This is a genomic window from Micrococcus sp. APC 4021 (genome assembly GCF_030407635.1).
Classification (GTDB): Bacteria; Actinomycetota; Actinomycetes; order Actinomycetales; family Micrococcaceae; genus Micrococcus; species Micrococcus luteus.
This window is the reverse complement of sequence record NZ_JASDCZ010000141.1, coordinates 1-5,619: the sequence shown is the minus strand read 5'-3', so window position 1 is coordinate 5,619 and position 5,619 is coordinate 1. Positions and strand designations below refer to the sequence as shown.

The 5,619-nt window shown below is 76.7% G+C and carries 4 protein-coding genes; 2 read left to right on the top strand and 2 right to left on the bottom strand.

Annotation, left to right across the window (positions count from 1 at the left end; genetic code table 11):
* Positions 1-3: 3 nt before the first annotated feature.
* Both pgm and QL983_RS10165 read right to left on the bottom strand, forming a co-directional pair.
* Positions 4-1,722, bottom strand: coding sequence for a phosphoglucomutase (alpha-D-glucose-1,6-bisphosphate-dependent) (pgm, locus tag QL983_RS10170; RefSeq protein ID WP_290152831.1), 1,719 nt, complete (start codon positions 1,720-1,722; stop codon positions 4-6).
* A gap of 67 nt (positions 1,723-1,789) precedes the next feature.
* Positions 1,790-2,218, bottom strand: a complete 429-nt coding sequence (locus QL983_RS10165) for a Fur family transcriptional regulator (protein WP_129043297.1) — start codon at positions 2,216-2,218, stop codon at positions 1,790-1,792.
* A 161-nt stretch (positions 2,219-2,379) separates the two neighbouring features.
* On the opposite strand from QL983_RS10165, the gene QL983_RS10160 reads away from it, so the two are divergent.
* Positions 2,380-3,489: an acyl-CoA dehydrogenase family protein gene (locus tag QL983_RS10160; RefSeq protein ID WP_290152827.1), complete on the top strand. Its 1,110-nt coding sequence runs from the start codon at positions 2,380-2,382 to the stop codon at positions 3,487-3,489.
* Positions 3,486-5,609: a PIG-L family deacetylase gene (locus QL983_RS10155; RefSeq protein ID WP_230282485.1), complete on the top strand. Its 2,124-nt coding sequence runs from the start codon at positions 3,486-3,488 to the stop codon at positions 5,607-5,609. Before QL983_RS10160 ends, QL983_RS10155 begins: the two co-directional genes overlap by 4 nt.
* The last annotated feature ends 10 nt before the right edge of the window (positions 5,610-5,619 follow it).

Genomic DNA, 5,619 nt, shown 5'->3' with positions numbered 1-5,619 from the left:
GGGTCAGCCGATGACCGCGTCCACCAGCCGCTGCGCCTCCGCCTGCACCTGCTTCAGGTGCTCGGGGCCGCGGAAGGACTCCGCGTAGATCTTGTAGACGTCCTCGGTGCCGGAGGGCCGGGCCGCGAACCATGCGTGCTGCGTGACCACCTTGAGCCCGCCGATCGGGGCGTCGTTGCCCGGGGCGTTGGTCAGCGTCGCGAGGATGGTCTCACCGGCCAGCTCGGTCACGGGGACGTCGTCGGGGGAGAGGGTCTTCAGCTTGGCCTTCTGCTCGGCGGTCGCGGGGGCGTCGATGCGCGCGTACGCCGGGTCGCCGTGCAGGGCCACGAGGTCGCGGTACCGCTCGGACGGGGACTGTCCCGTCACCGCGATGATCTCCGCCGCCAGCAGACACAGCAGCAGCCCGTCCTTGTCCGTGGACCACGGGCTGCCGTCGAACTGCACGAAGGACGCGCCCGCGGACTCCTCGCCGCCGAACACGCCGGTGCCCGTCAGCAGGCCCGGCACGAACCACTTGAAGCCCACCGGCACCTCCACGAGCTCGCGGCCCAGGTCCCCGGCCACGCGGTCGATCATCGAGGAGCTCACCAGGGTCTTGCCCACGCCCGCGCTCTGGGGCCACCGCTCGCGGTGGCGGTACAGGTAGTCGATGGCCACGGCGAGGTAGTGGTTCGGGTTCATCAGCCCGCCGTCGGGGGTGACGATCCCGTGCCGGTCCGCGTCGGCGTCGTTGCCGGTGGCGACGTCGAAGGGCGCCTGCCCGTCCGCGTCCGGGGTCATCCGCTCGATCAGCGAGGCCATCGCGTTCGGCGACGAGCAGTCCATGCGGATCTTGCCGTCCCAGTCCAGGGTCATGAACCCGAACCGCGGGTCCACCTCCGGGTTCACCACGGTCAGATCCAGCCCGTGGCGGTCGGCGATCTCGCCCCAGTACGCCACGGACGCCCCGCCCATGGGGTCGGCGCCGATGCGCACGCCCGCCTCGCGGATCGCCTCCACGTCGATCACCTGCGGCAGATCGGACACGTACCGGTCCAGGAAGTCGAAGCCGCCCAGCTTCGCGTGGCCGGCGACGTCGGCGTCCGCCACCCGGTGCACGCCCGCCAGCCCGGCGGCGAGCAGCTCGTTGGCGCGGTCGGCGATCCACGTGGTCGCCTCGGTGTCCGCGGGGCCGCCGTGGGGCGGGTTGTACTTGAAGCCGCCGTCCGCGGGCGGGTTGTGCGAGGGGGTGATCACGAGGCCGTCCACGAGGCCGGCGTTGTCCCCGTCCACCGCGAAGCCCGACGGCGACAGCTCGCGCCCGGCGTTCAGGTGCAGGATCGCGTGGGAGACGGCGGGGGTGGGCGTGTAGCCGCCGCGGGAGTCGACGAGCACCTCGACGTCGTTGCCGAGCAGCACCTCGACGGCGGTGTCCTGCGCGGGCCCGGACAGGGCGTGGGTGTCCTTGCCGACGAGGACCGGCCCCGTGATCCCGTGGTGTGTGCGGTACTCGACCACGGCCTGCGTGATGGCGGCGATGTGGTCGTCGTTGAACGAGGTCGTGAACGCGGAGCCGCGGTGGCCGGAGGTGCCGAACACGACCTTCTGCGTCGGGTCCGTCACGTCCGGGTGACCGGTGCGGTACGCCTCCAGGAGGGCGTCGACGTCGATGAGGTCCTGCGGCAGGGCGGGGGTGCCGGGACGCTCGGCGGCGGGCAGGGCGGCGGTGTTCTCGGTCATGTGCCACACCTTGGCACGGGCGGGCGGACGGGGGAAGACGCGCGGCCCAGCGGGACGACGGCGGCGGTCACTCCCGGCAGCCGGCGCACAGCCCCCAGTAGTAGACCTCGGCCTCGTCGACCGCGAAGCCGTGGTCCTCGGGGGCGTCGAGGCACGGGGCGGAGCCGGTGCGGCACGGCACGTCCACGACCGTGCCGCAGCCGCGGCACACGAGGTGGTGGTGGTTGTCGCCCGTGCAGATCTCGTAGCGGGCCGGGGAGCCGGCGGGCTGCAGGGAGCGCACGAGCCCGGCCTCGGTGAGCGCGTGGAGGCAGTCGTAGACGGCCTGGTGCGAGGTGCCGGGCAGGGCCCGACGCACGGCGGTCAGCACGGTGGACGCGTCCGCGTGGGGGTGGTCGGCGAGGGCGGTCAGCACCGCCAGGCGGGGCCGGGTCACGCGCAGGCCGACGCCGCGCAGCAGCGTGCGCTCGTCCTCGTCCCGCGTCGTGGTCTCCATGCCAGTCGATCCCATCCGGTTCTCTGGAACATGTCAAGAAAGAGCGGGCTGCTTCGCCCCCGGCGCACCGGCCATTCCCCGCCGTGCCCGTGCTGACTACGGTGAATCCTCGACCCCGGGGCGCACCGGCCCGGGCGCCGTCGACGAGGAGGTCCCCACCCATGGCCCAGCCCGAGCCCGTCCGTCTCGTCCCGGGTGGAGCCGTGGACCGCCCGGCCGAGCAGGCCCTCCTCGCGGCCGCCGCGGCCTGCGACGGGGACGTCGACGCGATGGTCGAGCTGCTCCGTGCGGCGTCCGGCGCCGCGTCCGACGAAGACGCCGCCCCGCTCGACCTGCCGCTGACCGGCGCGGGGCGCACCCGGGAGCAGTGGGAGCTGCTCGCCTCCGTCGCCGCGCAGGACCTCTCGGCCGCCCGCGTGCTCGAGCCCCATCTGGACGCGCTCTCGATCCTGTCCCAGGCCGGCGTCCCCGCCCCGGCCGGGCTCCTCGGCGTCTACGCCTCCGCGTCCGGCGGCCGCACCCCCGCCCTGCGCCCCGTCCCGGACGGCCCCGACACCGCCTGGCTGCTCGACGGCGAGAAGCCGTGGTGCTCGCTCGCGGACCGGTGCGCGGCCGCCGTCGTGACCGGCCGGGAGGCGGACGGCACCCGCCGCGCCGTGCTCGTGGACCTGTCCCACCCCGGCGTCGCCGAGACCGACTCGGCCTGGCCCGCGCTCGGCCTCGCCCCGATCCGCACGGTGGGCCTGGCCTTCGACGCCGTCCCCGGCAGCGCCGTGGGCGACGCCGAGTGGTACCTGCGCCGGCCCGGCTTCGCGTGGGGCGGCATCGGCGTGGCGGCGGTGTGGTTCGGCGGCGCCGTCGGCATCGCCCGCACTCTGCGGAACGCCACCGCCGCCCGCGCGGCCGAGGGCCGCGGACCGGGCCCGGACCAGATCGGCCAGGCGGCGCTCGGCCGCGTCGACCGGCTGCTCCACGCGATGGCCGCCCTGCTCGCCCGTGCCGCCGACGACGTGGACGCCGGCCGCCTGGACCACGGCCGCGGCATGGTCGAGGCCGACCGGATCCGCGGCACCGTGGCGCAGCTGTGCACCGAGGTGATGGACGTCGTCGGGCAGGCCACCGGCCCCGGCCCGCTCACCGGCAGCGCCGCGCACGCCCGCGCCGTCGCCGACCTGCAGGTCTACCTGCGCCAGCACCACGGACACCGCGACGACGCCCGGCTGGGCGCCGCGCTCCTGACCGGCGAGACCGACGGCGGCTGGACGTGGTGAGCTTCTCCCACACCGACGACGGCACGTCCGAGGCGGCCTGGGCCGAAGGCGGCGTCGGCGAGCTGCCGGAGCTGCGCCTGCCCGTCTGGGACGCGGAGACGCTGCTGCTCGTGGCCGTCGCCCACCCGGACGACGAGACCCTCGCCGCCACCGGCCTGATCCGCTCCGCCCTGCGCGGTGGGGCACGCGTGCACGTGCTGGTCGCCACCGCCGGCGAGGCCTCCCACCCGCACTCGCTCACGCACACGCCCGCGGACCTGGTCCGGCTGCGCCGGGACGAGATGGAGCACGCCCTCGACGCCCTCGCCGCCGGCCTGCCCGCCTCCGCGGGCCCCGGCGCCCCGGCGAGGGACCGGCTGACCTGGGCGTCCCTGGCCCTGCCCGACTCCGGCGTGGCCGAGCACGAGGACGCCGTGCGCGACGCCGTCGCCGCGGCCCTCGACGCCCACCCCGGCCCCGCCGTGCTCGCCTCCCACGACCCGGGCGACGGCCACGCGGACCACGAGGCCGTGGGCCGGGCCGTCGGCGCGGTCGCGGGCGAGTGCGACCTGCCGCTCTACGCCTTCCCCATCTGGTTCTGGCACTGGGCCGACCCGGCCGACCTGCCCGCCCGCCGCTACCGGCGGCTGCCGCTCACCGACGACGACCGTGCCGCCCGCCGTGCCGCCCTCGACGCGCACGCCTCCCAGGTCCGGCCCCTCTCCGCCGCGCCCGGCGACGAGGCGATCCTCGGCCCCGCCGTGCTCGCCCACCACGAGCGCCCGTTCGAGGCCCACCGCGTCTCCGGCCCCGACGACGCCGACGCCCACCGGGCCGCCGCCGTCTTCGACCGGCTCTACCGGGCCCAGGAGGACCCGTGGCGCTACCTCAGCTCGTCCTACGAGGCCCGCAAGCGGGCGCTCACCCTCGCCGCCCTGCCCCGGCCCCGCTACGGGACCGTGGTCGAGGCGGGCGCGTCCATCGGCGTGCTCACCGCGGACGTGGCCGCGCGCGCGGACCGCGTGGTCGGCCTCGAGGCGTCCTCCACCGCCGTCGAGCGCGCCGCCGCCCGGCTGGCCGGCGCGCCGCACGCCGAGGTGCGCCGAGCCGTGCTGCCCGCGGACTGGCCGGCCGACGTCGCCGGCGCGGACCTCGTGATCGCCTCCGAGATCGGCTACTTCCTGCAGCCCGAGGAGCTCGACGCGCTGATCGACGACGCCGACGCCGCGCTCGCCCCCGGCGGCGAGCTGCTGCTGTGCCACTGGCGCCATCCCATCGAGGGCTGGCCGCTGGACGGGGATGCCGTGCACGCGCGCGTCGCCGCCGACCCGCGCTGGCGGCTGCGCGCCGAGCTCGTGGAGGACGACTTCCGGCTCAGCCTCCACGTGCGGGCCGCCGCCGCGACCCACGCCGTCGTCGTGGTGCCCGCCAAGGACGAACAGGAGCGGCTGCCGGCCGCGCTCGCGGCCCTCGCCGCCGCCCTGGACCGCTGGGAGGAGCACCACGCGCAGGGCACGGCCGCGGTCGTGGTCGCCGCGGACCGCTGCGACGACGCCACGGTGGCCGCCGCCCTCGAGGCCCGCGCCGCCGACCCGCGCATCCACGTCCTCGAACTGGGGGAGCCGACCGCCGGGCAGGCCGGCGTCGGGCGGGCCCGCGTGGAGGGTGCCCGCCGGGCCCGCGCGCTGTTCCCCGACGTGCCCGCCGAGCGCCTCTGGCTCGCCTCCACCGACGCGGACAGCCGCGTCCCCGCCGACTGGCTGCTGGCGCAGACCGTGGCCGCCGGCCGCGACGAGGCGCTCGTGCTGGGCACGGTGGACGTGCGCCAGGGACCGCTGCGGCAGGCCTGGCTCCGCGGCTACCGGCACGAGGAGGGGCACGCGCACGTGCACGGGGCCAACCTGGGGCTGCCGTGGTCGCTCTACGAGGCCGTGGGCGGGTTCCCGCCGGTGGCCGAGCACGAGGACGTCGGCCTGGCCGAGGCCGTGCGGGCCCTGGCGGGGGAGCGCGACGGCGGTGACGGCCGCCGGGTGCGCGTGATCGCCACCGACACCACCCGCGTGCTCACCTCGTCCCGCCTGGAGGGGCGGACCCCCGGCGGGTTCTCCGGGTACCTCAAGGCGGTGGGCCGGCCCGGGTGAGGCCGGCCGT